Here is a 25818-nt window from a genome sequence, read left to right on the forward strand (position 1 = left end):
GTACCTGTCCCGGTCGCCGGTCCAGCAGTCGGACTCCGGGCGGACACACGCCACCCCCGGCGCCCCCCGTCGGCCCGCCGCGAGCGCACGGCGGTACAGCTTCCCGGATCGGGACGGACGAGCCCTGGTCAGCGGGCCGCGAGGGCCTTCTCGCCCGCTTCGCGCATGGCGTGCAGGGGGGCCGGGGCGCGGCCCGTCATCTGCTCGACCTGGAGGACCGCCTGGTGCACCAGCAGGTCGAGACCGCTGACGACGGCGCCGCCGGCCATGGACCAGCGGGCCGCCAGCGGCGTGGGCCAGGGGTCGTAGAGGACGTCGAAGAGGGTGGCGGGACGCTCGGGTACGGAGCCGGCGAGCGCGTCCGTCGTCCCGGCCGGGGTGGTGGCGATCACCAGCGGCGCGGTCAGGGCCTGTTCGGCGTCCGCCCAGTCCGCCGTGCGGACCTCGACGTCCAGCCGCTCGCCCCACTGCCGCATCTCGGCCGCGCGGGCCTCGCTGCGGACGTAGGCGACGACCTCGCCGGTGCAGACGCGGGCGAGCGCGGCCAGCGCGGAGGAGGCGGTGGCGCCGGCGCCGAGGATCGCCGCCGAGCCGACCTGCTCGATGCCGTGCTCGCGCAGGGCGGCGACCATGCCCGGCACGTCGGTATTGTCCCCGACCCGGCGACCGTCCTCGGTGAACACGACCGTGTTGACCGCCTCGACGGAGGCGGCGGTGTCGCTGATCCCGTCGAGCAGCGGGATGACCGCCCGCTTCAGCGGCATGGTCAGCGACAGCCCGGCCCACTCGGGTCCCAGACCCTCGAAGAACGAGGGCAGACCCGCCTCGTCGATCTCGAACCGTTCGTACGACCAGTTCGCGAGCCCCAGCTCCGCGTACGCCGCCCGGTGCAGCACCGGGGAGAGCGAGTGGGCGATCGGCGAACCGAGCACAGCCGCCCGACGGGCGTCAGTTGCCCTTGGTGGCATCGAACTTGTCCTTGAGCTTGAGGAATTCGGCGTACGTCTTGGCGAACTCGGTCTTGTGCGCACCGTCGGTCGCCACGAAATAGATCCAGCCGTCGTCGGTCGGATTCAATGCCGCACTCAGCGCCTCGTCGCCGGGGTTTCCGATCGGTCCGGGCGGCAGGCCCGTGCGGGTGTACGTGTTGTAAAGGTCGTGGTTGCTGTTGATCTCCTTCTCGCTGATGTGGATGTTGCTCTGGCCCTTCAGGTAATTGAAGGTCGAGTCGAACTGCAGCAACCGGTTGGTCTCGGTGTTGGTCGGCTTCAGACGGTTGTAGATCACTTCCGACATCTTGCGGAAGTCGTCGTGCGTCTTGCCCTCGGCCTGGACCAGGCTCGCCACGGTGAGCAGTTGCCAGGGCCCTTCGAGGTCCAGGCCCTTGGCCTTCTTCTCCAGACCGAGCTCGTTGTACTTCCCGTTGGCCCGCGTCACCATCTCCTTCAGGACGGCCTCGGGCTTCTGCCCCTTGGCGACGGCGTAGCTGGAGGGGTAGAGGAACCCTTCCAGCGGGTCCTTCAGGTTGGGGCGGTCCAGCGCCCAGGAGGGCAGACCGAGCTTCTTGTACTCCTTCTTCGCGACGCCGGCCGTGGTGCCCTCCGGCAGTTCCAGGCGCTTGTCGATCAGCGTGTAGACCGCCGCGTTGCGCAGGCCCTCCGCGAGGACCAGGTTGCTGCGGCTCTTCGGGCTGAGCATCAGTTCGACCGCGCTGGCGGCCGACATCTGCTTGCGCAGGGTGTAGATGCCGTCCTGGATCGTCCTGCCATTGGGGTTCTGCGCCTGCGCCGCCACGAAGGCGTCGACGCTCTTGACCACGCCCGCCGTCTTCAGCACCCGGCCGATGTCGTAGCCGCCCGCGCCCTTGGGGATCTCGACGGTGACCGTCTCGTTGACCCCGTCGCCGGCGTAGTCCGGCGCGGCGCCGAAACGATTTTGGTAGAACTGGTAGCCGTAGTAGGCGACTCCGACCGTGCCTCCGCCGAACACCAGGACGACGACCATGCAGGCACAGCCGCTGCGACGTTTCTTTGGCTTGCCCTTGCCTTTGCCCTTGCCGCCGCGGCCCTTGCGGTCGCCGCGCCCCCGGCCTTCCTTCGGATCGTCGCTGTCGGTGTCGGCGTCCTCCTCGTCGTCGCCACCGCCGCCCGCGAAGAACGCGTGATCGTCCTGCTCGGGTTCGGGATCCGGGTCCCAGTCCGGCCGTGGCTCCGGCTCGGCGCGCCGGCGGCTCGGCGGCTCCGGCGGCGGGTAGGCCTCGGGAGTGCCGTAGAGATCGGGCTGCTCAGCGCCGTAGGCCGCGGCCTGCTGGCCGTACGGGTCTGCCGGGTCGACGGGGTAGGCGGGCTGCTGCTGTCCGCCGGCGCCGTCCCAGCCGCCCTGGTCGTGGCCCTGCTGCTGAAGGTGCCCGGCGTACTGCTGGTCGTACTGCTGCTGGCCCTGCTGACCTTGCTGACCGTACTGCTGATGACCCTGCTGGCCGTACTGCTGCTGACCGTACTGCTGCTGACCCTGCGGGTCGTAGTGCTGCTGGCCCTGCTGGTGACCCTGATCACCGTAGGGCTGCTGCTGGTACTGGCCGCCGTAGCCGCCCTGCTGACCCTGGCCCCAGTCTCCGTACTGCGCCTGCTGCGACTGCTGCGACTGCTGCGGGTGGTGCTGCGGCCCACCGCCGTAGGGGGACTGCGGGCCCGCCTGGGCCTGCTGTCCTCCCCATCCGCCGTCCCCGTACAACGGGTCCTCCGGATGCCACGGTTCGGGACCTGGGTCCCGGCCATACTCAGTCATCGATCCCCTAGAGCCGCGAGGCGGCGGTCACACGGCCGTGTGCCCCGGCTTCCGTTCCGCCTCTTTCTGTGCGTCGTCTGTTCGAACACAGGCGCATCGCGCGGAACGTTACCGTATCGCGATCAGATGACCACTTCGACGCCCTCGCCAGGTGCTTTCCCTGACACCCGTTCGGATTCGAGGGCCTGCTGCAGGATGATGACGGCCGCGGCCTGGTCGATCACGGAGCGTCCCTTCTTGGACTTCACCCCCGAGGCCCGCAGCCCCTGACTGGCCGTCACCGTGGTCATCCGCTCGTCCACCAGGCGGACCGGCACCGGGGCGATGCCCTTGGCCAGCTCGCCGGCGAAGGCGCGGACCTTGACCGCGGCCGGACCCTCGCCCCCCTTGAGGGAACGCGGGAGTCCGACGACGACCTCGATCGGCTCGTACTCCTCGACGAGCTGCCGGAGCCGACGGTGGGCCGCGGGTACGTCACGGCCGGGAACCGTCTCCACCGGGGTGGCGAGGATCCCGTCGGGGTCGCACGAGGCGACCCCGATCCGGGCGTCCCCGACGTCGATCGCGAGCCGACGTCCTCTTCGCATCACTTGGCCGTTTCCGCCACGAGCCGCTCCACGGCGTCCACGGCCTCGCCGACGGCGGCCGGGTTCTGCCCGCCGCCCTGGGCGACGTCCGGCTTGCCGCCACCACCGCCGCCAAGGGTCTTGGCGGCCGTGCGGACCAGGTCACCGGCCTTCAGACCGCGCTCGCGGGCGGCCTCGTTGGTGGCGATCACCGTGAGCGGCTTGCCGTTGTTCACGGTGAACAGGGCGACCACGGCGGCCCGGCCGCCCTGGATCCGACCGCGCACGTCGAGCACGAGCTTGCGCAGGTCGTCCGGCGTGGTGCCGTCCGGGACCTGCCCCGTGACGACGGCCACACCGCGGACGTCCTTGGCGGACTCGGCGAGACCGGCGGCGGCCTGGAGCACCTTCTCGGCGCGGAACTTCTCGATCTCCTTCTCGGCGTCCTTCAGCTTGCCGAGCATGGCGGAGATCTTCTCCGGCAGCTCCTCGGGGCGGCCCTTGACCAGCTCCTGGAGCTGGGCGACGACCGTGTGCTCACGGGCCAGGAAGTTGTAGGCGTCCACTCCGACCAGGGCCTCGATACGGCGCACACCGGAGCCGATCGACGACTCGCCGAGCAGCTTCACCAGGCCGAGCTGGGCGGTGTTGTGCACGTGCGTGCCGCCGCACAGCTCCTTGGAGAAGTCGCCGATGGTCACCACGCGCACGCGCTCGCCGTACTTCTCGCCGAACTCGGCGATGGCGCCCTGCTTCTTGGCGTCGTCGATGCCCATGACCTCGGCGTGCACGTCCAGGTCGCGGGCGAGCACCTCGTTGATCTTCTGCTCGACGTCGGTCATCACCGCCGTCGGGACGGCGGACGGGGAGCCGAAGTCGAAGCGGAACCGGCCGGGCTGGTTCTCGGAGCCGGCCTGGGCGGCCGTCGGGCCGAGGGCGTCGCGCAGCGCCTGGTGGGTCAGGTGCGTGGCGGAGTGGGCGCGGGCGATGGCCTTGCGGCGGCGCGAGTCGATCGAGGCGTGGGCCCTGGCGCCGACGGTGACCTCGCCGACCTGGACGACGCCCTTGTGGACGTACACGCCCGGGACCGGCTTCTGGCAGTCGCGCACCTCGATGACGGCGCCGGAGTCCACCTTGATGCGGCCGGTGTCGCCGATCTGGCCGCCGCCCTCGGCGTAGAAGGGGGTGCGGTCGAGGACGATCTCGACCTCGTCGCCCTCGGTGGCGGCCGGGGAGGAGGTGCCGTCGACGAGGATGCCGACGATCGTGGACTCGCCCTCGGTGTCGCTGTAGCCGATGAAGTCGGTCTCGCCGGCGGAGTCGGCGATCTCCCGGTAGGCGCCGAGGTCGGCGTGGCCGGTCTTCTTGGCCCGGGCGTCGGCCTTGGCGCGCTCCCGCTGCTCCTTCATCAGGCGGCGGAAGCCGTCCTCGTCCACGGAAAGGCCCTGTTCGCCGGCCATCTCCAGGGTGAGGTCGATCGGGAAGCCCCAGGTGTCGTGGAGCAGGAAGGCCTTGTCGCCGGAAAGGACCTTGCCACCGGCCTGCTTGGTCTCGGTGACGGCGGTGTCGAGGATGTTGGTGCCGGCCTTCAGCGTCTTGAGGAAGGCGGCCTCCTCGGCGAGGGCGACCTTCTCGATCCGCTCGCGGTCGGTGACCAGCTCCGGGTACTGCTGCCCCATCATGCCGATCACCACGTCGATCAGGTCCTTGACGACCGGACCGGTGGCGCCGAGCAGGCGCATGTTGCGGATGGCGCGGCGCATGATGCGGCGCAGCACGTAGCCGCGGCCCTCGTTGCCGGGGGTGACGCCGTCACCGATGAGCATCGCGGCGGTGCGCATGTGGTCGGTGACCACGCGCAGCGACACGTCGGAGTCGTGGGCGTCGCCGTAGGCGACACCGGTGAGCTCGGTGGCCTTGTCGATGACGGCCATGGACGTGTCGATCTCGTACATGTTCTGCACACCCTGCAGAATCATGGCGAGCCGCTCCAGGCCGAGCCCCGTGTCGATGTTCTTGCTCGGCAGGTCTCCGAGGATCTCGAAGTTGTCCTTGCCGGTGCCCTCGCCGCGCTCGTACTGCATGAAGACGAGGTTCCAGATCTCCACGTACCGCTCGTCGTTGACGGCGGGGCCGCCCTCGACGCCGAACTCGGGACCGCGGTCGTAGTTGATCTCGGAGCAGGGGCCGCACGGGCCGGGCACGCCCATGGACCAGAAGTTGTCCTTCTTGCCCAGGCGCTGGATGCGCTCCTTGGGCACGCCGACGACCTCGTGCCAGATCCGCTCGGCCTCGTCGTCGTCCTCGTAGACGGTGATCCAGAGCTTCTCCGGCTCCAGGCCGTAACCGCCCTTGTCCTGGGCCGCGGTGAGCAGCTCCCAGGCGAGCTTGACGGCACCTTCCTTGAAGTAGTCGCCGAAGGAGAAGTTGCCGCACATCTGGAAGAAGGTGCCGTGCCGGGTGGTCTTGCCGACCTCTTCGATGTCGGGGGTGCGCACGCACTTCTGCACGCTGGTGGCGCGCGGGAAGGGCGGCTTGACCTCGCCGAGGAAGTAGGGCTTGAAGGGCACCATGCCGGCCGGGACGAGGAGCAGAGTCGGGTCGTCCGCGATGAGCGACGCCGAAGGGACGACGGTGTGCCCGCGCTCCTCGAAGAAGCTCAGCCAGCGGCGGCGGATCTCAGCCGACTCCATCAGTGGTCCTCATTCCGGTTGTACGAGTACGTCGTGTGCGGGTGTTCCGAGGACGCCGGGCCCTCGACGTACTTCGGGTGGTTGCGGTTCTCGATGGCGGTGTACCGCCTGGACGGGGGCAGTTCCGGGTCGACCGGGGCGTTCGTGCCCAGTGCCTCGCCGAGTTCGGCCTCCCGCTGGGCCATGTTGTCGCGGACGTCGAGCGCGAAGCCGAGGGCGCGGTCCTTGAGCCGGTGACCGGCCTCGACCGCCTTGGTCGCCGCGGTCACGGCGAGGCTCTCGGGAGTCAGCTGCTTGAGTTTGCGGTTGACCTTGGTGGTGGCCCACACTCCGGCGGCGACACCGGTGGTGAACCAGAACGTACGGCGGAACATCGCTAGTCCTTACTTCTCCCGGTTGTTCCGCTTTCCCCGCCGCGCGGCCGGGACGCTGCGGCCCACGATCACGGTACGCCTCGACGCCTTGCCGGGCGCGTCCTCCTTGCGGCCGCCCAGTGCCCTGCGCACGCCGTAGCCGAAGGCCGCGACCTTGACCAGCGGACCGCCGAAGGTGGAGGCGACGGTGGTCGACAGCGCGGAGGCGTTGGACGTGACCTCCTGGACGTCGGAGGCGATCGCGTCGACGCGGTCGATCTGGGTCTGCGCGGAACGCACCGCCTGGGAGGCCTCGGCCAGCAGCGGGACGGCCTGGTCGGTCACGTCCGCCACGAGTCGGGTGGTCGCCTTGAGCGTCTGGGCCAGCCTCGCCAGTGCGACGGCGAGGAAGGAGACCAGGATCGCCCAGAAGACGGCCACCAGGATCCCGGCCACCTCTCCACCGGACACTGTGCGCACCCGCTCCCTGAAACGTGCCTGTACATCGAGAAAGTCGTGCACCGAGCCTATCGCGCCGAGGGTGCGGCTCCGTACCGGATTTGCGCCCGTGTGCCGGTGGCACGAGCGAGCCCGCCGTCCCGCCCGCCCGAAGGGGCGGGGAGACGACGGGCCGGGTGGTGCTGCGGTGCTACGGCCTGCCGGTGATCAGCGGGCGTAGTACTCGACGACGAGCTGCTCGTCGCAGATCACCGGGATCTCCTTGCGGTTCGGCTCGCGGTCCAGGCGGAACGCCAGGGCCTTGAGGTTCACCTGGAGGTAGCGGGGGGTCTCGCCGTCGGGGGCGAAGCCACCCTCGCGGGAGACCTGGAAGAGGGTCTTCTCGCGGCTGCGCTCGCGGACCTGGACCACGTCGTCGGGACGGACCTGGAAGGACGGCTTGTCGACCTTCTTGCCGTTGACCTGGATGTGGCCGTGGACGACCATCTGGCGGGCCTGGTAGATCGTGCGGGCGATGCCCGAACGCAGCACCAGGGCGTCAAGACGCTTCTCGAGGTCGATGACCAGGGCTTCACCGGTCTTCATCGACGTCTTGGCGGCACGCTCGTAGGCGCGGACGAGCTGACGCTCGCTGACGTCGTACTGCGCGCGCAGACGCTGCTTCTCGAGCAGACGGACCTTGTAGTCCGAGTTCTGCTTGCGGCCACGACCGTGCTCACCCGGCGGGTAGGGGCGCGCCTCGAAGTACTTGACGGCCTTCGGGGTCAGCGCGATGCCGAGGGCACGCGACTTCTTGACCTTGGGGCGGGACTGGTTCGCCATGAACCAAACACCTCTTGTCTTCTGTACGAATACGGCTTCACCAGGGTTAGGGGAGGTCGCATCCGCAGCCGGGGAAACCCGCCGGAACCCTGCCGGGCCCGGAAGGCAGCCGCTCCCCTGGTCTGGGCACATACGTGCAGCACGCGAGTGGCCCACCGGCCGTTCCCGGAGCTCCGGGTGGTGGTGGGCTGCCCGCGACACCGTTCGACGGTGCGCGACGCTCCTGGATCCCCGCCGCTCTGCGAACGGCGGAGTTCCGGCTGAATGTCCCGCTCTGGTGGCGCCGGTTCCCCTTTCGGGGTTCCGGACACGGAACTCAGCGCTTCGAGGCATTCTACAGGGCGCTCAGGACCGCTTCCGACCCAGGTGCTTGCGGGTCCACTCCACCGCGTCCGCGTACCGCGCCTCGGCGCCGTGCCGGCCCGGGGCGTAGTACTCGCGGTCCTTCAGGGCGTCCGGCGCGTACTGCTGGGCGGCGATGCCCTCGGGCAGGTCGTGCGGGTAGACGTACCCCTGTGCGTGCCCGAGCTTGGCCGCGCCCTTGTAGTGCCCGTCCCGCAGATGGGGCGGGACCGCTCCGGCCAGTCCCTTGCGCACGTCGTCGAGGGCCGCCCCGATCGCCGTCGTCGCCGAGTTGGACTTGGGGGCGAGGGCCAGGGCGATGGTGGCGTGGCTGAGGGTGAGGGCGGCCTCGGGGAAACCGATCATGGCGACGGCCTGGGCGGCGGCGACCGCGGTGGGCAGCGCGTGCGGGTCGGCCAGACCGATGTCCTCACTGGCGGAGATCATCAGGCGGCGGGCGATGAACCGGGGGTCCTCGCCGGCCTCGATCATCCGCGCCAGGTAGTGCAGGGCGGCGTCGACGTCGGAGCCGCGGATGGACTTGATCAGGGCGCTGGCGACGTCGTAGTGCTGGTCGCCGTCGCGGTCGTACTTCACCGCGGCCCGGTCGACGGTCTCCTCGAGCGTGGTCAGGCCGATCTCGCTCTCGCCCTTGTCGAGGGCGGCCCCGGCGGCCGCCTCCAGGGCGGTCAGGGCGCGGCGGGCGTCGCCGCCGGCGATGCGCAGCAGATGGTTCTCGGTGTCCTCGGGGAGGCCGACGGCCGACCTCAGTCCGCGCTCGTCGGTGAGCGCGCGGCGCAGCAGACCGCGCACGTCGTCGTCGGTGAGCGGTTCGAGGGTGAGCAGCAGCGAGCGGGAGAGCAGCGGGGAGATCACCGAGAAGTACGGGTTCTCCGTGGTGGCCGCGATCAGCGTCACCCAGCGGTTCTCGACCGCCGGGAGCAGGGAGTCCTGCTGCGCCTTGCTGAAACGGTGGATCTCGTCCAGGAAGAGGACGGTCTCCTGGCCGTACCCGCCGGAGGCGCGGCGGGCGCCGTCGATGACCGCGCGGACCTCCTTGACGCCCGCGGTGATCGCCGACAGCTCCACGAACCGCTTGTTGGTGGCCTTGGAGACCACGTACGCCAGGGTGGTCTTGCCGGTGCCGGGCGGGCCCCACAGGATCACCGAGGAGGGTCCCGCCGGGCCGCCCGCGCCCTCGCCGACCAGCCGGCGCAGCGGCGAGCCGGGCTTGAGCAGGTGCTGCTGGCCCACGACCTCGTCGAGGGTGCGCGGGCGCATCCGTACCGCCAGGGGACTCGCGGCCGGGTCCTTCTCCTGGCGTTCTTCACTTGCGGCGGTGAACAGGTCGGGCTCCACGCTGAAACCCTATGGCACACCTCTGACAACTCGGCCGGACGGTGGATCACCGGCTCCGGCTCAGGCCCAGAGGCTGCTGCCCCAGCGGGTCAGGATCAGCATGACGATGACACCGCAGTGCGTGACCGGCAGCACCCAGGTGAACTCGGTGAGGAAGTTCTTCACCGGGCGCGGTGCGGGCAGGAAGCCGTTGCGGATGTTGAAGGAGGTCACGTACCAGAACATGACGATCGTGGCCGCCCAGGCCAGCGAGCACCACAGGCACAGCGCGTTGATGCGGTACAGCGACTGGAACTGGAGCCAGGTGACGAAGCAGACGCCGAAGAGCGTGCCGAAGTTGAACGTCAGCCAGTACCAGCGCGGGAAGGTGGCGCGGCCGAGCAGGCTCATGCCGACGCAGATGACGATGCCGTACGCGACCAGGCCGAGCAGCGGGTTGGGGAACCCGAAGACGGTGGCCTGCTTGCTCTCCATGACGCTGCCGCAGGAGACGATCGGGTTGAGGCTGCAGCTCGGGGTGAAGGTCTTGCCGCTGAGCTTGCCCTCGAGGATCTTCTGCTTGTCGATCGTGATGATCCACGCGGCGAGCAGACCGGCCGCTCCGGTGATCACCAGCAGCAGGGCGAAGGCGCGGCTGCCGCCCACGGTCCGCGGCGCGGTCACCGCGCGCTCCGGCTCGGGCTCCGCGGAGACGTGTTTGACTGTCGTCTTGCTCATCACGCCGATTCCGTCACTTGTGAGTTGGACCTTCTTCGGGCACGGCCATTGTGCCGCACGTGCGTGTGTGGACGCCGTCAGGTGGCGAGACGGAGGTGTGCACGGCCGTATCCGAACGTTCGGTTCCGGACGATGATCGGACGATGACGGCAAGCGAACTCGCGGTGGACGTACGGGGGCTGCGCAAGCGGTACGGGGACGTCACCGCGGTCGACGGAATGGACCTGGCGATCAGGAAGGGCGAGGTCCTGGGGCTGCTCGGGCCCAACGGCGCGGGCAAGAGCACGACGGTGGAGATCATCCAGGGCCACCGCTCACGGGACGCGGGCGAGGTGACGGTCCTGGGGGCGGACCCGGCGAGCGCCACGCGCGCGTGGCGCTCACGTGTCGGAATCGTCTGGCAGGACGAATCGGCGCCCGCCGAGTTGACGGTCCGCGAGACCGTGCGGCACTTCGCCCGGTACTACCCGCGGCCGCGCGACCCGGAGGAGGTCATCGCCCTGGTCGGTCTGGAGGCGAAGGCGGGCAGCCGGATCAAGGCGCTGTCGGGCGGCCAGCGCCGCCGGCTGGACGTGGCCCTCGGTGTGATCGGCGGCCCCGAGCTGCTGCTCCTGGACGAGCCGACGACCGGTTTCGACCCGGCGGCCCGGCGCCGGTTCTGGGCCCTGATCCGCACGCTCGCCCAGGAGGGCACGACGATCCTGCTGACCACGCACTACCTGGAGGAGGCGGAAGCCCTCGCGGACCGGCTGACGGTGGTCGCCCGGGGCCGGATCGTCGCCGAGGGCACCTCCCACGAGCTGCGGGAACGGCACGCCACCGGCGTCACCGTCGGGTGGACGGACCCCGACGGCACCCCGCGCACCGAGCACACCGGGACCCCCACCAGGACCGTCGCCGGTCTGATGCGCCGCTTCGACGGCGAGATACCCGGTCTGCGGGTGAGCCGCCCCACGCTGGAGGACGTCTATCTCCGGCTGACCGGACAGGAGGACGCCCGATGACCACGACCGCCGAACGGACCCGCGCCGGGGAGGCCGCCGCGCGCCTGCCCGGGGCGTGGGGAGTCGGGCTGCACCGGGGCGCCCTGGAGATCAGGCAGTTCTTCCGGCAGCGCGAACAAGTGGTGTTCACCTTCGCCTTCCCGGTGGTGTTCCTGTTCCTGTTCGCGTCGATCTTCCGCGACGACGTCAGCGGCACCGGCGTCACCGCCTCGCAGTTCTACGTCCCGTCCATGGTGGCCTCGGGCATCATGTCGACCAGCTTCCAGTCCCTGGGCATGTCGATCGCGGTCGAGCGGGACGAGAAGGCGCTGCGCCGGCTGCGCGGCACGCCGATGCCGCCGACGGCGTACTTCCTGGGGAAAATCTGGCTGGTTCTTTTCACCGGCGTACTGGAGACGGCGATCCTGCTGCTCGTCGGCACCACGCTGTACGGCGTCCGTCTGCCCTCGGACGCGACCCGGTGGTTCCACTTCTCCTGGATCTTCGTGCTCGGCCTGACCGGGTGCGCGCTGCTCGGCATCGCGATCAGTTCGGTGCCGAGGTCGGCCAGGAGCGCCGGTTCGGTGGTCGTCCTGCCGTTCCTGGTGCTCCAGTTCATCTCCGGGGTCTACATCCTGGTCGACGCCCTCCCCGGCTGGATGCTGAACGTCGGCGCCCTCTTCCCGCTGAAGTGGCTCTGCCAGGGCCTGCGCGGGGTGTTCCTGCCGGACTCGGCGCGGGTGCTGGAGCAGGCGGGGAGCTGGGAGGTCGGGCGGATCGCCCTGGTGCTCGCGGCCTGGTGCGCAGGCGGACTGGTGCTGTGCCTGCTGACGTTCCGCTGGAAGGACCGGCGGGCGGGCTGAGCCCGGGAGAGGACCGCGACGGCGAAGGGCGCCGGTGCCCGGACGAGCACCGGCGCCTTGCGTGAGAGCGTCAGCCGAGGCGGGCTTCCAGTTCCGCGACGATCTCGTTGACCGCGATCGCCGTCTGCTCGCCGGACTCCATGTCCTTGAGCTGGACGACGCTGTCGGCGAGGTCGCGTTCACCCGCGACGAGCGCGAAACGGGCACCGGACCGGTTGGCCGCCTTCATGGCTGCCTTGAGCCCCTTGTGGCCGTAGGTGAAGTCGGCGGCGATGCCCACCTTGCGCAGTTCGGAGACCTTCGCGAAGAGCACCCGGCGGGCCTCCTCGCCAAGCGGGACCGCGAACACGCTGGTGGTCGCCGGGAGTTGGAGTTCGATGCCCTCCGCCTCCAGGGCCAGGACCGTACGGTCCACGCCCAGCGCCCAGCCCACCGACGGCAGGGCGGGGCCGCCGATCATCTCGGACAGGCCGTCGTACCGGCCGCCGCCGCCCACCGCGGACTGCGAACCGAGCCCGTCGTGCACGAACTCGAAGGTGGTGCGGGTGTAGTAGTCGAGCCCGCGGACCAGCTTGGCGTCGTCCTCGAAGGCGACGCCCTGGGCCTCGAGGAGCGACCGCACCTCCTCGTGGTACGCCTTGCAGGCGTCGCACAGGTAGTCGCGCAGCAGCGGGACGCCGGTGAGCTGCTTCTGGACCGACTCCCGCTTGTCGTCCAGGACGCGCAGCGGGTTGATGTCGATCCGGGCGCGGGTGTCCTCGTCCAGGTCCAGTCCGCGCAGGAAGTCCTGGAGCGCGGCCCGGTAGACCGGACGGCACTCCTTGTCGCCGAGGCTGTTGAGCAGGATGCGGAACTCGCGCAGGCCCAGCGAGCGGTACGCCTGGTCCGCCAGGATGATCAGCTCGGCGTCCAGGAACGGGTCCTCCGCGCCGATCGCCTCGGCGCCGACCTGCGAGAAGTGGCGGTACCGGCCCTTCTGGGGACGCTCGTAGCGGTAGTAGGAGCCGGAGTACCACAGCTTGACCGGCAGGTTGCCGGCCTTGTGCAGGTTGGCCTCAAGGGCCGCGCGCAGCACGGAGGCAGTGCCCTCAGGGCGCAGGGCCAGCTTGTCGCCGCCCTTGGTCTGCAGCGTGTACATCTCCTTGGTCACGATGTCGGTGGACTCGCCGACCCCGCGCGCGAACAGCTCCACGTTCTCGAAGCCGGGGGTCTCGATGTAGCCGTAGCCGGAGTCGCGCAACGGGGCGGCGATCGCCTCGCGGACCGCCAGGAACTTCGCGGAGTCCGGCGGGATCAGGTCGTACGTGCCCTTGGGGGCCTTGAAGGTGCTCACGGGAGGTCTCTCGTCACATTCCTCGTCGGGGAGCGTCGTCCAGGTCCGCTCCCGGGCCGGCGGCCACCTGCCGCAGGTAGGAGTTGGTGGCACGCTCGCGGCCGATGGTCGTCTGGGGGCCGTGGCCGGACAGCACCACGGTCGAGTCGTCGAGCGGCAGGCACACGCGGGCCAGCGAATCGAGCATCTCGGCCATGTCACCGCCGGGCAGGTCGGTGCGTCCGATGGAGCCGGCGAACAGCAGATCCCCGGAGAAGAAGACCGGCGGGATGTCCGCGGCCTCGGGCATCCGGAAGGTCACCGACCCCTTGGTATGGCCGGGCGCGTGCGCGACGGAGAACTCCAGGCCGGCCAGCTCCAGTTCGGCGCCGTCGGCCAACTCCCGGACGTCGTCCGGCTCCCCCACGGTCAGCTCGCCCATCAGCGGCATGCCGATGGAACGGCCGAGCGCCTTCTCGGGGTCGCTCATCATGAACCGGTCGGCCGGGTGGATCCAGGCCGGGACGTCGTGCGCGCCGCACACCGGGACGACCGAGGCCACATGGTCGATGTGGCCGTGGGTGAGGACGACGGCGACGGGCTTGAGCCGATGCTTCCTGATCGCTTCCTCGACGCCTTGGGCGGCCTGGTGGCCGGGGTCGATGATCACGCACTCCTCACCGGCGGCGGGGGCGACGAGATAACAGTTCGTCCCCCAGGCCCCGGCGGGGAACCCGGCAATGAGCACGATCGTCCTTCGTTGTGTCGATACGGGCGGCTGAAGCTGTTGTCAGAGCCTACCGGCGCTGCCGGATCCTCAGCGAACCCATATACGGTACGGGTCACACGCGGGTGCCCGCCTCGGACGACGCACCCGTACCGGTGGACACACGAGACGCTGAGGAGAGAACGCGGTGGTCAGCCAGGAGCAGCGGCGACGTCAGCTCGCCCGGGAGAAGTTCTTGCGGCAGCAGCAGCGGCGTACCGCCACGCGGCGCAAGGCACGCGTAAGGAACTCCGTGATCGCGTCGGTACTCGGCGTGGTCGTCATCGGCAGTGTCGCGCTGTACACGACCGGGGTGATGAAGAGCGGCAAGGACGACAAGGCCAACGCGAGCGCGGAGGTCACCCCCAGCGCCTCGGCCACCAGCAAGGCCCCGGACCCGTGCGCGAAGCCGGCCGCCGGCTCGGTGAAGAAGCTGAGCTGGGACAAGGAACCGGCGATGACGATCGACAAGTCGGCGAAGTACACGATGGCGCTCGACACCACGTGCGGCACGATAGACCTGGATCTGAAGGCCTCCGCGGCGCCGCACACCGTGAACTCCTTCGACTTCCTGGTCGGCAAGGGCTTCCTCGACCACACGAAGTGCCACCGGCTCACCGCGGAGGGCATCTACGTCCTGCAGTGCGGCGACCCGGAGGGGACGGGCCGTGGTGGCCCCGGGTACACGATTCCCGACGAGAACCTCAAGGACAAAAGCCTGAAGGGCGACGTCTATCCGGCGGGCACCGTGGCGATGGCGAACACGTCGCAGCCCAACAGCGGCGGCAGCCAGTTCTTCCTGGTGTACCAGGACAGTCCGCTTCCGCCCAGCTACACCCCCTTCGGCACCGTCTCCGAATCAGGTATGAAGGTGCTGAAGAAGATCGCCGACGCCGGTGCCCAGCCGGCTGATCCGCAGACGGGCAACACCGCCCCGAACGCGACCGTGGTGATCAACAAGGCGACGGTGACGAAGTCCTGACGTCAGCGGCGGCCAGCTGGGAAATTTCGGTCGCGCTGGATGCGGACAGGCCACCCGCCGGTCGCCTATGTTGGCGGTGACGAAACTGTGGACGATGCCCGGGGGAGCTTCGAGGCCCTCCGCAGGCATCATGTGGAGGAGGCGCTGTGAGCAGCGACCCGTGGGGCCGCGTCGACGAGACGGGGACCGTGTACGTGCGTACGGCCGACGGCGAGCAGGTCGTCGGTTCCTGGCAGGCCGGCTCCCCTGAGGAGGCACTGGCCTACTTCGAGCGCAAGTACGAGGGCCTGGTTGTCGAGATCGGCCTCCTCGAGAAGCGAGTGCAGACCACCGACCTGTCGGCGAAGGACGCCCAGGTCGCCGTCGACCATCTGCGGGAGCAGGTCGACGCGCACCACGCGGTCGGTGATCTGGAGGCGCTGCGTGCCCGGCTGAACAAGCTGGTCGAGACGGTCGAGGCACGCCGTGAGGAGCGCAAGGCGCAGCGCTCCCGGCAGGCGGACGAGGCCCGGCACGCCAAGGAGGCGCTGGTCAAGGAGGCCGAGGAGCTGGCCCGTTCCGACCAGTGGCGGGCGGCCGGGGAGCGGCTGCGCGCGCTGGTGGACACCTGGAAGGGGCTGCCGCGTCTGGACCGCAAGTCCGACGACGACCTGTGGCACCGCTTCTCGCACGCTCGGTCGGCGTTCTCCAAGCGGCGCAAGGCGCACTTCGCGCAGCTCGACGCTCAGCGTGAGGACGCGCGCAGGGCGAAGGAGCGGCTGGTCGCCGAGGCCGAGGCGCTGTCCGGTTCGACGGACTGGGGCCTCACCTCGGCCCGCTACCGCGAGCTGATGACGGAGTGGAAGGCCGCCGGCCGTGCCCAGCGGGAGCACGAGGACGATCTGTGGAACCGCTTCCGCGGTGCCCAGGACGTCTTCTTCGCCGCCCGCAGCTCGGTGTTCGCCGAGCGGGACGCGGAGCAGGCGGAGAACCTGAAGCTGAAGGAGGAGCTGGCCGAGGAGGCCGAGAGGCTCCTGCCGATCACGGACCTGAAGGCCGCCCGGGCCGCCTTCCGCTCGATCAACGAGCGTTGGGAGGCCATCGGCCATGTGCCGCGCGACGCCCGTCCGCGGGTGGAGGGCCGGATGCACACGGTCGACCGGGCTCTCCAGGAGGCCGAGGAGACCGAGTGGCGCCGGACGAACCCGGAGGCGCGGGCACGTGCCGAGGGTCTGACCGGTCAGCTCCAGGCCGCCGTGGACAAGCTCCAGGGGCAGATCGCGCAGGCCCGTACCCAGGGCAACAACGCCAGGGCCGACAAGCTGGAGAAGGAGCTGGCGGGCCGCCAGGCGCTCCTGGACCAGGCCCTGAAGGGTCTGCAGGAGTTCGGCGGCTGACCCACTGCCGCGCTGGATCCGGCGACGCTTCCGCGTACGGCTGAGGGCCCCCGTAGCGCCTACGGGGGCCCTCAGCCGTTCTCTGTGACGGCTATGCCCGGCTGCGTGCCGAGGTGACGCGGTAGACGTCGTAGACGCCCTCCACGCCCCGTACGGCCTTCAGGACGTGCCCCAGGTGCTTGGGGTCGCCCATCTCGAAGGTGAAGCGGGAGGTGGCGACGCGGTCGCGGGAGGTCTGGACGGCCGCGGAGAGGATGTTGACGTGCTGGTCGGACAGCACGCGTGTGACGTCCGAGAGCAGGCGGGAGCGGTCGAGGGCCTCGACCTGGATGGCGACCAGGAAGACCGAGGACTGAGTGGGCGCCCACTCGACGTCGAGGATGCGCTCCGGCTCACGCGACAGTGACTCCACGTTGACGCAGTCACTGCGATGAACCGATACACCACTACCCCTCGTGACGAACCCGATGATCGGGTCGCCGGGCACCGGAGTGCAGCAGCGGGCCAGCTTGACCCAGACGTCGTCCACGCCCTTGACGACGACACCCGGGTCGGCGCTGGAGCGGCGCTTGCGGGCGCGTCCGCGCGAGGGCGGCACGCTCTCGTCGATCTCCTCGGTGGCCGCCTCCTCGCCGCCGAGCGCCTGCACCAGCTTCTGCACGATGTTCTGCGCGGAGACGTGCCCCTCGCCGATCGCCGCGTAGAGCGCGGAGATGTCGGAGTAGCGCATCTCGTGCGCGAGCGTGACCAGGGAGTCACCGGTCAGGATGCGCTGGATCGGCAGGTTCTGCTTGCGCATCGCGCGGACGATGGCGTCCTTGCCCTGCTCGATCGCCTCGTCCCGCCGTTCCTTGGAGAACCAGGCCCGGATCTTGTTGCGGGCGCGCGGGGACTTGACGAAGCCGAGCCAGTCGCGGGAGGGTCCGGCGCCGGCCGCCTTGGAGGTGAAGACCTCGACCAGGTCGCCGTTGTCCAGGGTCGATTCCAGCGGCACGAGCCGGCCGTTGACGCGCGCCCCTATGGTGCGGTGGCCGACCTCGGTGTGGACGGCGTACGCGAAGTCGACCGGGGTGGCGCCCGCCGGGAGCGCTATGACGTCGCCCTTGGGCGTGAAGACGAAGACCTCGTTGCGGGACAGGTCGAAGCGCAGCGACTCCAGGAACTCGCCGGGGTCCTCGGTCTCCTTCTGCCAGTCCAGCAACTGCCGCAGCCACGCCATGTCGTTGATGGCGTCCTTGTCCTTGGCGGAGCTCTTCGGCGCGTCGGTGCGCACCTTCGAGGCGCCGGCCACGGCCTCCTGCTTGTACTTCCAGTGCGCGGCGATGCCGTACTCGGCGCGGCGGTGCATGTCGAAGGTGCGGATCTGCAGCTCGACCGGCTTGCCGCTGGGGCCGATGACCGTCGTGTGCAGCGACTGGTACATGTTGAACTTGGGCATCGCGATGTAATCCTTGAACCGGCCGGGGACCGGGTTCCATCGCGCGTGCACCGTGCCGAGGGCGGCGTAGCAGTCGCGGACCGTGTCGACGAGGACGCGGATGCCCACCAGGTCGTAGATCTCCGCGAAGTCGCGGCCGCGGACGATCATCTTCTGGTAGACGCTGTAGTAGTGCTTGGGGCGGCCGGTGACGGTCGCCTTGATGCGCGCGGCGCGCAGGTCGGCCTGGACCTCGTCGGTCACGATCGCGAGGTACTCGTCGCGCTTGGGGGCGCGCTCGGCGACGAGGCGGACGATCTCGTCGTACATCTTCGGGTAGAGGATCGCGAAGGCGAGGTCCTCCAGCTCCCACTTGATGGTGTTCATGCCCAGCCGGTGGGCGAGCGGGGCGTAGATCTCGAGCGTCTCGCGGGCCTTCTTCTCCTGCTTCTCCCGCTTGAGATAGCGCATGGTGCGCATGTTGTGCAGGCGGTCGGCGAGCTTGATGACCAGGACGCGGGGGTCCTTGGCCATGGCGACGACCATCTTGCGCACGGTCTCGGCCTGCGCGGCCTCGCCGAACTTGACCTTGTCCAGCTTGGTGACGCCGTCGACGAGCAGGGCGACGGTGTCGCCGAAGTCGCGGCGCAGCTGGTCGAGGCCGTACTCGGTGTCCTCGACGGTGTCGTGCAGCAGCCCCGCCATCAGGGTGGCCGGGTCCATGCCGAGCTCGGCGAGGATGGTGGTGACAGCGAGCGGGTGCGTGATGTACGGGTCGCCGCTCTTGCGCTTCTGGCCGCGGTGCCAGCGCTCGGCGACCTGGTAGGCGCGCTCGATCTGGCGCAGGGTCGAGTTCTCGATCTTCGGATCGTTGCTGCGCACTATCCGCAGCAGCGGCTCCAGCACCGGGTTGTACGGGTTGGCGCGCTGCACGCCGAGGCGGGCGAGGCGGGCGCGGACGCGGTTCGAGGAGCCGGAGCGGCCGGGCTGGCCTGCGGAGGGGCGCACGACGGGCTGCGCCGGCTTGGGACGCGCGGCCTCACCCGTCTTGCCGACGGGGGCCGACTGGGCGTGCTCGGCCGTCCCACGGTTGTCGCTCTTCGCGTGCTGCGCGGGCTTCGCCGCGGGCGCCGAGGCGGACTCGGGCTTGGCGGCGGTCAGTGGCTGGGCCTCGTCTGGCAAGAGGACTCCTCGTGCGCGATCCGGGTCCCCCGGTCAGGCTCCGGAGCCCCCATGGTAGCGATCCACAGCCACAGGATCCCCTCCAGCCCGATCGAAGGACCGTTTACGGTACAAACACACAACCCGGACACATGATTCCGGTACCCGCACTCCAGGGCGCAACCCCGGAAAACAGAGAAGCCCGGGGCGACAGCCCCGGGCTTCTCCGTGGAATCAGAGGCGGAGAAGGGACTCCAGTGGGGCCCCCGACAGCGCCGGTTCCAGGCGGGCGCGGCCGCCGAGGAAACCGAGTTCCATCAGCACCGCCACTCCGGCGACCTCCGCGCCCGCCCGCCGGATGAGCTGGATGGACGCCTCCGCCGTACCGCCTGTGGCGAGCACGTCGTCGACGACGAGGACACGGTCCCCGGCGCTCAGGTCCTCGGCGTGGACCTCGATCTCCGCCGAGCCGTACTCCAGGTCGTACGCCTGGCTCAGCGTCGCTCCGGGAAGCTTGCCCGCCTTGCGCACGGGGATGAAGCCGAGCCCCGCGCGGAGCGCGACCGGGGCGCCGAGGATGAAGCCGCGGGCCTCCAGGCCGACGACCTTCGTCGCCCCCTCGCGCATGCCCACCTCTGCCAGCGCGTCGGTGAGGACGGTGAACGCCGCGGGATCGGCCAGGAGCGGGGTGATGTCCTTGAAGATCACCCCGGGCTCCGGGTAGTCGGCCACGTCACGGATGCGGCTGAGCAGCAGCTCCTGGATGTCGGTCATCTGCGCTTCCCCGAGGGCCGGCCGCGGCCACGGCCGCGGGAGACGGACTGGTCGCGCGGACCCACCACGGCATGCGCGGCGTCCTCCTCGTCGTCATCGGCGATGACACCGGCGGGCTCCGCGTCCAGGGACTCGCCCTGCGCAGCCGCCTGCGCCCGCTTGGCGAGGACGCGCTTCTTGAGGGCCTTCATCTGCGGCTCGAGCTCCTTGAGGTCGGCGACGAGCGGCGTGGCGATGAAGATCGAGGAGTACGCACCGGCCGCGAGGCCGACGAACAGCGACAGCGAGATGTCGTTCAGCATGCCCGCGCCGAGCACACCGCCGCCGATGAACAGCAGGCCCGCCACCGGCAGCAGCGCCACCACGGTGGTGTTGATGGACCGGATCAGCGTGCCGTTGATCGAGCGGTTCGCGATCTCGCTGTACGTCCAGCGGGTCTGCCGGGTGATGTCCTTCGTCTGCTCCTTGAGGCTGTCGAAGACGACGACCGTGTCGTAGAGCGAGTAACCGAGGATCGTCAGCAGACCGATCACCGTACCGGGCGTGACCTCGAAGCCCACGAGGGCGTAGACACCGGTGGTGATCGTCAGGTCGTGGATCAGCGCGACGAGCGCGGCCAGGGCCATGCGCCACTCGAACGCGATCGCCAGGTAGATCACGACCAGGATCATGAAGATCGCCAGGCCCTGCCAGGCCTTGTTGGCGATCTGCTCGCCCCAGCTCGGACCGACCAGGTCGGCGTTGATGTGCTCCGGGTTGACCTTGAGGTCCTTGGCCAGGGCTTCCTTGATCTGGTCGGACTTCCCGGTCTCGATGCCGGCGATCTGGATGCGCAGGCTGCCGTCACCGAGCTTCTGCACGATCGACTCCTGGCCGGAGGCGCCGTGGGCGAAGTCCTCGGCCTGGGCCACCGTCGCACTCATGTGCTTCGGCGTGGTGAAGACCGCGCCGCCCTGGAACTCGATGCCCATGTTCAGGCCGCGCACCGCCAGGCCCAGGATGGCCGTGATGGTGATCAGGATCGAGACGCCGTACCAGATCTTGCGGTTCTTGATGAAGTCGTAGCCGACCTCACCATGGTGCAGTCGGGCGCCGAGGTTGCCGAGCTTGGACACCTCACGCCTCCTTCGTCTCGATGGGGGCGGAGGACCGGCGGGTGCGGCGCAGCGGAGGCTTCGCACCCAGGCGCTTGGGGTCCAGACCGGACCAGGTGTGACCACTGGCGAAGAACTTGTGGCGGGCGAGGATCGTCATCAGCGGCTTGGTGAACAGGAAGATGACGACCACGTCGAGCAGCGTGGTCAGACCGAGCGTGAACGCGAAGCCCTGCACCTTGCCGACGGTCACGATGAACAGCACGGCGGCGGCCAGGAACGACACGAAGTCCGAGACGAGGACCGTGCGCCGGGCCCGCGGCCAGCCGCGCTCCACGGCGGGACGCAGCGAGCGGCCCTCGCGGATCTCGTCCCTTATGCGTTCGAAGAACACGATGAACGAGTCCGCGGTGATACCGATCGCGACGATCGCACCGCACACGGCCGGCAGGTTCAGCGCGAAGCCGATGGTCGGGCCGAGCAGCGACATGAGCGCGTAGGTGAGGACCGCGGAGATCATCAGGGAGGCGATGGCGATCATCGCCAGCCCGCGGTAGTAGACCACCAGGTAGATCACGACCAGGGCGAGGCCGATGGCGCCCGCGATCAGGCCGGCGTGCAGCTGCTCACCGCCGAGCGCGGCGGTGACGGTGGTGACGCTGTCCTCCTTGAAGGTCAGCGGCAGCGCGCCGTAGGACAGCATGTTGGAGAGGCTCTGCGCGCTCTCCTGGGTGAAGTGGCCGGAGATCTCCGCGCTGCCGCCGGTCAGCGCCTCGTGGACGTACGGGTCGGAGACGACGTCGCCGTCCAGGACGATGGCGAACTGGTTCTGCGGCGAGGGGTTCTGGGCCAGCTTGCCGGTGATGTCGGCGAACTTCGTGGCGCCCTTGGAGGTGAACTCCATGGTCACGATCCAGCCGGAGCCGTTCTGCGTGTTGAAGACGGCGTCCGCCTTCTTCACGTCGGTGCCGTCCACCGCGGCGGGGCCGAGCAGGTACTTCTGCCACTGGCCCTGCGAGTTCTTGCCGCAGGCGACCGTCGACTCGGCGGGCAGCGCGCCCTTGCCCGCGGTGACGCGCACGGACTGCTTGCTGCAGTCCAGGGCGGCGTACTCGGCCTGGAGCTTGCTGTTCGCGTCACCGGAGGCGCCGCTCGGGGACGGGCTGGCGGCGGCCGGGGCCGACGCGCTCGTCGAGGCTGCCGGGGATCCGCCGGCGGACGGGGTGGCGTCCGCCGTCAGGCCGCCGGTGACCGGGCGGCCCTGCTGGGTCTCGGAGGCCGAGGGGCTCGGGGAGCCGGAGGGGGTCGCCTCGCCGGTGGACTTGTCGGTCGCCTTGTGGGAGGTGCTCGGCGACGGCTCGGCCGGGGCGGCGCCGGAGATGTCGGTGGCGAGTACCGGACGGAAGTACAGCTTCGCGGTGGTGCCGACCTGCTCCCGCGCCTGCTTGGAGTTGGTGCCCTTGGGGATGTTGACAATGATGTTGTCGTTCCCCTGGGTCTGAACCTCGGCTTCCGAGACACCGAGACCGTTGACACGCCGTTCCATGATGTTGACGGCCGTGTCCATGTTGGCCTTGTTGATCGCGGATTCCTGACCGCGCTCCGGAACCGCCCGGAGCGTGATGCTCGTACCGCCGGCCAGGTCGATGCCCAGGCGCGGAGCGGTGTTGCCCGTGAGGAACATGCCTCCCGTGAGCGCCACGATGGCGATCAGAATGAGGGCCAGCGAGCGCCCCGGCTTGCTCTGGGCGCTCGCACTGCGTCCCTTTTTGGATACAGCCACCTTTTAGTTACTCCCTCTCGGGCCGTCCCGTGCCGGGTGGGCTCGGCTACGGCCATCACATGGTGTCGGAATCCCGCGTGAAGTCGACGCGACCCAGGGCACGCGCAGGTGGTGCCGCGCGCCCTGGGTGGTGACTACTTCGCCTCGGAGTCGCCCTCGGTCTTCTTCGGCTCGTCCTCGGCCTTCGCCTCGGCGGCGTCCGCCGGCTCCTCGGCCGCTTCCTTCTTGCCGAGGTCGACGGCCTTGTCGTCGGAGGCGTCGGCGGGCTCGTCGGTACCGGTGAGGGAGGAGGCGTCGTCGGGGACGAGGTCGGCGTCGGACTTCAGGTCGTGCTCGATGCCGTGGACGATGCGGTTGTACTCGTCGTCCGTCAGGACGGTCGCGATCGCGTTCTTGGCGAACAGCAGGTCGACGCCCGGGCCCGCGTCGAGGAGGACCGTGTCGTCGTTGACCTCCTTGACCGTGGCGTACATGCCCCCGATGGTGCGGACACCACTACCGGGCTGCATCTGGTCGCGCATGTCCGCGGCCTGCTGCTGCTTCTTCTTGGCCGACCGGGTCATCAGGAACATGGCCCCGATGAGCACGATGAACGGGAGGAGGGTCACGAGACTCACGGGTCGGAACTTCCTTCACACGACCGCGATGGGGAGCGGCCTGATTGGTTGGGGGTATGTGTACTGCCTACAAAGGCGGCATCGGCGGAGTCTAGGCGAGTCCGCATGCATGAACAACGCTCAGCATGACACCTGGGTTCCTCCCCGGGCCAATACCGCAGCCCTCACGCCCCGAACAGGCCCTGTTGTCCGTTTCCCGCAGCTTGCGTGCCGGGCGGGGTCAGGCCGAGGTGTGCCCAGGCCGCGGGCGTGGCGACACGGCCGCGCGGGGTGCGGGCGAGCAGGCCCTCGCGAACGAGGAAGGGCTCGGCGACCTCCTCGACGGTCTCGCGCTCCTCCCCCACGGCGACCGCGAGCGTGGACACGCCGACCGGGCCGCCGCCGAACAGCTTCAGCAGGGCCTCGAGGACCGCCCGGTCGAGCCGGTCCAGGCCTCGGGCGTCGACCTCGTAGACGGCCAGGGCCGCGGCGGCGATCTCGCGCGTGATGGTCCCGTCGGCCTTGACCTGCGCGTAGTCGCGGACGCGGCGCAGCAGGCGGTTGGCGATGCGCGGGGTGCCCCGGGAGCGGCCGGCGATCTCGGCGGCTCCGTCGCCCTCGATCCGGACGTCCAGGAGGTTCGCCGAGCGGTGGACGACGCGCTCCAGCTCCGCCGGCCCGTAGAACTCCATGTGCGCGGTGAAGCCGAAGCGGTCGCGCAGCGGGGGCGGCAGCAGTCCGGCGCGTGTCGTGGCGCCGACGAGGGTGAAGGGGGGCAGTTCGAGCGGGATGGCGGTGGCGCCGGGTCCCTTGCCGACGATCACGTCGACGCGGAAGTCCTCCATCGCCATGTAGAGCATCTCCTCGGCGGGCCTCGACATGCGGTGGATCTCGTCGAGGAAGAACACCTCGCCCTCCTGGAGGGAGGACAGGATGGCCGCGAGGTCGCCCGCGTGCTGGATGGCGGGGCCCGAGGTGATGCGGATGGGGGCGCCCATCTCGGCCGCGATGATCATGGACAGGGTGGTCTTGCCCAGGCCGGGGGCGCCGGACAGCAGCACGTGGTCGGCGGTGGCGCCGCGCGCCCGGGCGGCGCGCAGCACGAGGTCGAGCTGTTCGCGGACCTTCTCCTGGCCGATGAACTCGCCCAGGTCCTTGGGGCGCAGCGCGGCCTCGACGGCCTGGTCCTCACCGTCGGCGGCGGAGCCCACCAGCCGCTCCGCCGCGGGGCCGGCGGCGGGCGTGTCGGTCGTGTCGTCCCAGTTCACTCACGTACTCCTGGCTCAGCGGGCTCGGTTCAGGGTCTGCAGGGCCGCCTTGAGCAACTGGCCCACCTGGGGCGTGCCCTCGGCGGCCTCGGCCTGGGGTGCCACGGCGGTGACCGCCTCGTCGGCCTCGCGGGTGGCGTATCCGAGGCCGATCAGGGCCGCGTGCAGCTGGTCGCGCCAGCCCTGGGTGACCGGGGTGCCGACGGCGGGTGCGCCGACGGGCTCGCCGAGCCGGTCCTTGAGCTCGAGGAGGAGCTTCTGGGCGCCCTTCTTGCCGATGCCCGGGACGGCGGTGAGGGCCTTCTCGTCGCCGGTGGCGACGGCGCGGCGCAGGGCGTCGGGCGTGTGCACGGCCAGCATCGACTGGGCGAGCCGCGGTCCCACGCCGCTGGCGGTCTGGAGCAGTTCGAAGACCTGGCGCTCGTCGTCGTCGGCGAAGCCGTACAGGGTCAGCGAGTCCTCCCGTACGACGAGGGAGGTGGCGAGCCTGGCCTGCTGGCCGAGGCGGAGGGTGGACAGCGTGTTCGGGGTGCACTGCACGGCCATGCCGACGCCGCCGACCTCGATCACCGCGGCGTCGGGGGCGAGGGCTGCGACCGTGCCGCTGACGAAGGCGATCATGCCGTACGGCCTTTCGTTGTCGTCGTTGTAGCCGTTGTCGTCGGGTTTCCGGCCGCGTGCGCGGCGACGGCCTGCTGGAGCCGGTTCTGGGCGGGGGCGCGCCAGATGTGGCAGATGGCCAGGGCGAGGGCGTCGGCGGCGTCGGCCGGTTTGGGGGGCGCGGCGAGTCGCAGCAGCCGGGTGACCATGGCGCCGACCTGCGCCTTGTCGGCGCGGCCGCTGCCGGTGACGGCGGCCTTGACCTCGCTGGGGGTGTGCAGGGCGACCGGGATGCCGCGGCGGGCGGCGCAGAGCATCGCCACGGCGCTGGCCTGGGCGGTGCCCATCACCGTGCGCACGTTGTGCTGGCTGAACACGCGCTCCACCGCCACGTATTCGGGGCGGTGCTCGTCCAGCCAGCGCTCTATCCCCTGTTCGACGGCGACCAGACGGTGGCTCAGGTCGGCGTCCGCCGGGGTGCGGACGACTCCGACGCCGAGCATCGTCAGCGGCCGGCCCGCGACCCCCTCGACGACACCGACGCCGCAGCGGGTCAGTCCCGGGTCGACTCCCAGTACGCGCACGCGTGTCCCTCCCCTCGTGACGTGGTCGTGGTCATGGCGGCGATCTTTGAGTGATCTTTGCCTGATGTCAGGCTATCCGCTGCCACCGACAACGACGGCGGGTGCCACCGGCAACGACGGCGGGCCGGCGGGAATCTCTCCCCACCGGCCCGTCCAAGCCC

At 70.0% G+C, this 25818-nt stretch carries 23 protein-coding genes; 4 read left to right on the forward strand and 19 right to left on the reverse strand.

Going from position 1 to position 25818, the window contains the following annotated elements:
• Window positions 1-128 precede the first annotated feature (128 nt).
• The 9 genes from OIE49_RS07690 to OIE49_RS07730 form a co-directional block, all read right to left on the reverse strand.
• Window positions 129-968, reverse strand: a complete 840-nt coding sequence (locus tag OIE49_RS07690) for a shikimate dehydrogenase (RefSeq protein WP_100567874.1) — start codon at window positions 966-968, stop codon at window positions 129-131.
• A complete protein-coding gene (gene mltG / locus OIE49_RS07695; protein WP_326801676.1) occupies window positions 949-2787 on the reverse strand; it encodes an endolytic transglycosylase MltG in 1839 nt (612 codons plus the stop codon). Before mltG ends, OIE49_RS07690 begins: the two co-directional genes overlap by 20 nt.
• A gap of 122 nt (window positions 2788-2909) precedes the next feature.
• The gene (gene ruvX / locus OIE49_RS07700; protein WP_100567872.1) at window positions 2910-3374 is read right to left on the reverse strand and encodes a Holliday junction resolvase RuvX; all 465 of its coding nucleotides are present in this window, start codon (window positions 3372-3374) and stop codon (window positions 2910-2912) included.
• Window positions 3374-6046, reverse strand: coding sequence for an alanine--tRNA ligase (gene alaS, locus OIE49_RS07705; RefSeq protein ID WP_326801677.1), 2673 nt, complete (start codon window positions 6044-6046; stop codon window positions 3374-3376). The genes ruvX and alaS overlap by 1 nt, the downstream gene beginning before the upstream one ends.
• Entirely contained in the window at window positions 6046-6420 is a 375-nt protein-coding gene (locus OIE49_RS07710) for a hypothetical protein (protein WP_100567870.1), read from the reverse strand. The genes alaS and OIE49_RS07710 overlap by 1 nt, the downstream gene beginning before the upstream one ends.
• A gap of 9 nt (window positions 6421-6429) precedes the next feature.
• Complete coding sequence (locus OIE49_RS07715) at window positions 6430-6879, reverse strand: DUF948 domain-containing protein (RefSeq protein ID WP_100567869.1); 450 nt, start codon at window positions 6877-6879, stop codon at window positions 6430-6432.
• Between the two features lie 186 nt (window positions 6880-7065).
• The gene (gene rpsD, locus OIE49_RS07720; protein WP_100567868.1) at window positions 7066-7680 is read right to left on the reverse strand and encodes a 30S ribosomal protein S4; all 615 of its coding nucleotides are present in this window, start codon (window positions 7678-7680) and stop codon (window positions 7066-7068) included.
• Between the two features lie 345 nt (window positions 7681-8025).
• Window positions 8026-9381, reverse strand: coding sequence for a replication-associated recombination protein A (locus tag OIE49_RS07725; RefSeq protein ID WP_100567867.1), 1356 nt, complete (start codon window positions 9379-9381; stop codon window positions 8026-8028).
• A gap of 60 nt (window positions 9382-9441) precedes the next feature.
• Complete coding sequence (locus tag OIE49_RS07730) at window positions 9442-10098, reverse strand: vitamin K epoxide reductase family protein (RefSeq protein WP_100567866.1); 657 nt, start codon at window positions 10096-10098, stop codon at window positions 9442-9444.
• Window positions 10099-10241: 143 nt separating this feature from the next.
• Between OIE49_RS07730 and OIE49_RS07735 the strand changes: the two genes are divergently transcribed.
• Both OIE49_RS07735 and OIE49_RS07740 read left to right on the forward strand, forming a co-directional pair.
• Window positions 10242-11102 (forward strand): ABC transporter ATP-binding protein, encoded by an 861-nt coding sequence (locus OIE49_RS07735; RefSeq protein ID WP_326801678.1) that lies wholly within the window; start codon window positions 10242-10244, stop codon window positions 11100-11102.
• Complete coding sequence (locus OIE49_RS07740; protein ID WP_326801679.1) at window positions 11099-11944, forward strand: ABC transporter permease; 846 nt, start codon at window positions 11099-11101, stop codon at window positions 11942-11944. Before OIE49_RS07735 ends, OIE49_RS07740 begins: the two co-directional genes overlap by 4 nt.
• Window positions 11945-12014: 70 nt before the next feature.
• Here the strand turns inward: OIE49_RS07740 and hisS are convergent, their stop codons facing one another.
• Both hisS and OIE49_RS07750 read right to left on the reverse strand, forming a co-directional pair.
• A complete protein-coding gene (gene hisS, locus OIE49_RS07745) occupies window positions 12015-13277 on the reverse strand; it encodes a histidine--tRNA ligase (protein WP_326801680.1) in 1263 nt (420 codons plus the stop codon).
• 13 nt (window positions 13278-13290) lie between these two features.
• Entirely contained in the window at window positions 13291-14004 is a 714-nt protein-coding gene (locus OIE49_RS07750; RefSeq protein ID WP_100567862.1) for an MBL fold metallo-hydrolase, read from the reverse strand.
• Between the two features lie 166 nt (window positions 14005-14170).
• Here OIE49_RS07750 and OIE49_RS07755 point away from each other — a divergent pair, with 166 nt between their 5' ends.
• Window positions 14171-15004 carry a peptidylprolyl isomerase gene (locus OIE49_RS07755; RefSeq protein WP_100567861.1) on the forward strand — a complete coding sequence of 278 codons (834 nt, stop codon included), beginning with the start codon at window positions 14171-14173 and terminating at the stop codon, window positions 15002-15004.
• A gap of 146 nt (window positions 15005-15150) precedes the next feature.
• Window positions 15151-16380, forward strand: a complete 1230-nt coding sequence (locus OIE49_RS07760) for a DUF349 domain-containing protein (RefSeq protein ID WP_326801681.1) — start codon at window positions 15151-15153, stop codon at window positions 16378-16380.
• Between the two features lie 91 nt (window positions 16381-16471).
• On the opposite strand, the gene OIE49_RS07765 is transcribed toward OIE49_RS07760, so the two are convergent.
• The 8 genes from OIE49_RS07765 to ruvC form a co-directional block, all read right to left on the reverse strand.
• Window positions 16472-18979, reverse strand: coding sequence for a RelA/SpoT family protein (locus tag OIE49_RS07765; RefSeq protein WP_326801682.1), 2508 nt, complete (start codon window positions 18977-18979; stop codon window positions 16472-16474).
• Between the two features lie 213 nt (window positions 18980-19192).
• Entirely contained in the window at window positions 19193-19732 is a 540-nt protein-coding gene (locus OIE49_RS07770; protein ID WP_326801683.1) for an adenine phosphoribosyltransferase, read from the reverse strand.
• Window positions 19729-20847 carry a protein translocase subunit SecF gene (gene secF / locus OIE49_RS07775; protein WP_100567857.1) on the reverse strand — a complete coding sequence of 373 codons (1119 nt, stop codon included), beginning with the start codon at window positions 20845-20847 and terminating at the stop codon, window positions 19729-19731. Before secF ends, OIE49_RS07770 begins: the two co-directional genes overlap by 4 nt.
• Before the next feature lies 1 nt (window position 20848).
• A complete protein-coding gene (gene secD, locus OIE49_RS07780) occupies window positions 20849-22609 on the reverse strand; it encodes a protein translocase subunit SecD (protein ID WP_100567856.1) in 1761 nt (586 codons plus the stop codon).
• Window positions 22610-22743: 134 nt separating this feature from the next.
• Entirely contained in the window at window positions 22744-23226 is a 483-nt protein-coding gene (gene yajC, locus OIE49_RS07785; protein WP_326801684.1) for a preprotein translocase subunit YajC, read from the reverse strand.
• Between the two features lie 164 nt (window positions 23227-23390).
• Window positions 23391-24473, reverse strand: a complete 1083-nt coding sequence (gene ruvB / locus OIE49_RS07790) for a Holliday junction branch migration DNA helicase RuvB (RefSeq protein ID WP_326801685.1) — start codon at window positions 24471-24473, stop codon at window positions 23391-23393.
• Between the two features lie 15 nt (window positions 24474-24488).
• Window positions 24489-25094: a Holliday junction branch migration protein RuvA gene (gene ruvA / locus OIE49_RS07795; protein ID WP_326801686.1), complete on the reverse strand. Its 606-nt coding sequence runs from the start codon at window positions 25092-25094 to the stop codon at window positions 24489-24491.
• Window positions 25091-25657 (reverse strand): crossover junction endodeoxyribonuclease RuvC, encoded by a 567-nt coding sequence (ruvC, locus tag OIE49_RS07800; protein ID WP_326801687.1) that lies wholly within the window; start codon window positions 25655-25657, stop codon window positions 25091-25093. The genes ruvA and ruvC overlap by 4 nt, the downstream gene beginning before the upstream one ends.
• Window positions 25658-25818: the final 161 nt, after the last annotated feature.

The organism is Streptomyces sp. NBC_01788 (assembly GCF_035917575.1).
Lineage (GTDB): Bacteria > Actinomycetota > Actinomycetes > Streptomycetales > Streptomycetaceae > Streptomyces.